2 protein-coding genes are annotated in these 2,210 nt (G+C 65.0%); one reads left to right on the top strand and one right to left on the bottom strand.

Going from position 1 to position 2,210, the window contains the following annotated elements:
• The first annotated feature begins 92 nt into the window (after nucleotides 1-92).
• Complete coding sequence (locus tag ACFWI4_RS41095) at nucleotides 93-1,739, top strand: IS1182 family transposase (RefSeq protein WP_387206835.1); 1,647 nt, start codon at nucleotides 93-95, stop codon at nucleotides 1,737-1,739.
• Here ACFWI4_RS41095 and ACFWI4_RS41090 read toward each other — a convergent pair.
• Nucleotides 1,707-2,114 (bottom strand): hypothetical protein, encoded by a 408-nt coding sequence (locus ACFWI4_RS41090; protein ID WP_387206833.1) that lies wholly within the window; start codon nucleotides 2,112-2,114, stop codon nucleotides 1,707-1,709. The two genes, ACFWI4_RS41095 and ACFWI4_RS41090, sit on opposite strands and share 33 nt — an antisense overlap.
• Nucleotides 2,115-2,210 lie beyond the last annotated feature (96 nt).

The raw sequence follows: 2,210 nt of genomic DNA, 5'->3' as shown, positions 1-2,210 counted from the left end.
GACGCTGTTGGCGAATTCAAGGCGCGGCGTGACGTCGGCCTTCACGACCTGGTTGGGGTCGTGGAGGCCGACGTGCGTTGGGGGTGGGTGCGGTGTCGATGCAGCCGATGGGGCCGGGGAAGATTCCGGCGGAGACGGTTCGGGTGGCGCGAGCGGCGTTTCCGAAGGGGAGCCTCGCTATCACGGTCCGGGATGAGCTGGGACCACTGTTCGGCGACGAGGAGTTCGCAGACCTGTTTCCAACGCGTGGCAGGCCGGCGTGGTCACCGGGCAGGCTGGCGCTGGTGTTGGTGCTGCAGTTCGTTGAGGGCCTGACCGACCGGCAGGCTGCGGAGGCGGTGCGAGCCAGGATCGACTTCAAGTACGCCCTCGGGCTGGACCTGGAGGACCCTGGCTTCGACTACTCGGTGCTGTCGGAGTTCAGGGACCGGTTAGTCCAGGCAGATGCCGGGCGGCGAGTCCTGGACGGCATTCTGGTGGCCGCGCGGGACAAAGGGCTCCTCAAGACAGTAGGCCGTGCGAGGACCGACTCCACCCACGTTCTTTGCGCCGCGCGCGAGCTCTCCTGGCTCGAGATGGTGACTGAGACGCTGCGTGCCGCGCTCAACGCTCTGGCGCAGGCAGCTCCCGAGTGGCTTGGCGGCATCGCGGAGCCGGACTGGTTCAGGCACTACTCGGTTCCGGCTTCGGAGTTCGGCTATCCCAAGAGTCGGGCCAAGCGGGAAGAGACGGCATTGCGGGTCGGCCGAGACGGGACGCGCCTGCTCCAGGCTGTCTGGTCTGTCGAAGCGCCGGAAGAACTGCGGACACTGCAGCAGGTGGAAACGCTGCGGCACATCTGGGTCCAGTGCTTCCAGCAGGTCGAGGGTGAGGTGATGAACAGAGCCCCAAAAGACCGGCCACGGGGTGCGATGCGCCTGGTCACGCCCTATGACACCGAGGCCCGCGGCAGCATCAAGCAGGATCTTCACTGGAACGGCTACAAGGTGCACTTCACCGAGACCTGCGAGCCGGACGCACCGAACCTGATCACGAACATCGTGACCACCATGGCCACCGTTCCGGACGACCGCATGACGACTGTGATCCACGCTGCCCTGGCCGGCCGGTCCATGCTTCCGGCAGAGCACTGGGTCGATACGGGCTATGCCAACGCCGGCGCCATGGCAGACGCCCGCGCTCACGGTGTCGCACTGCACGGGCCACTCAAGTCGGTCACCAACGCCCAGGCACGAGCGGGTACCTACGGCCAGGACGCCTTCACCGTGGACTGGGACAGCAAACGTGTGACCTGCCCCAACGGAATCACCAACACCGGGTGGAGAGAAGACCGGTCCCAACAGGGCCTGCCCGTCGTCCGTGCACAGTTCTCCGCACGAGACTGCCGGCCGTGTCCTGTCGTGCGCGACTGCGTGCCAAACCTCAGCGCAAAAGGCCGGGCCATCACACTGCGGCCACAGCAGGCACACCGCGAACTACAGCAGGCCCGCGCACTCCAGCAGACCGACGAATGGAAAGAACGCTACAAAGTCCGGGCTGGGATCGAAGGAACCATTTCACAAGGCGTGCACAGCTGTGACCTGCGCAGATCACGCTACCGCGGCTTAGCCAAGACCAGCCTTCAGCACCAACTTACGGGCGCCGCGATCAACCTCGCCCGTATCAACGCCCACATCATTCAAACGCCCCGGGCCCGCACCCGCGTCTCACACTTCGCGGCGCTCCTGCCGATCAAGTAGCGAAGCAAGCTCCTGCGCAGTGATTGGCCCGCTGTCGCGAACGGGCTGGCCGATGTCGGCTGTCCAACCGGGTCTGACACGGGCAGTGAAGTCCGCGAAGTCCTTCCGCAAGTACTGCGGATCGGATGGCTTCAGCCGGACCTGCTGACGGCTGTCCGCCCACCAAACCTCGAAATCAGTGATGGTGCCTTCAGCGGGCCATTGTTCTGCCGGTTCCGGCAACAGCAGGACGTCGACGAAACCCCCGACGTCCAAGCCGATATCTACGAAGATCCCGATCGCCCCAGGTCTGGGCACCTTCACGACTGTGCCCCGCAAGACCTGCCCGAAGCGCAGATTCCCTCGAATCCGCTCCCACTCCGCATCCGTAACCACACAGCGCATCCTCGCAGCCCCACGGCACTGAGTCAGCCTGATCTTGTGGCGAGCACGGGCTCACCACAAGATCAGGCTGATTTTGCCAACAGCGTC

It is taken from the genome of Streptomyces sp. NPDC127038 (assembly GCF_042725875.1).
Taxonomy (GTDB): domain Bacteria; phylum Actinomycetota; class Actinomycetes; order Streptomycetales; family Streptomycetaceae; genus Streptomyces.
This window is presented reverse-complemented; position numbering and strand designations above follow the sequence as displayed.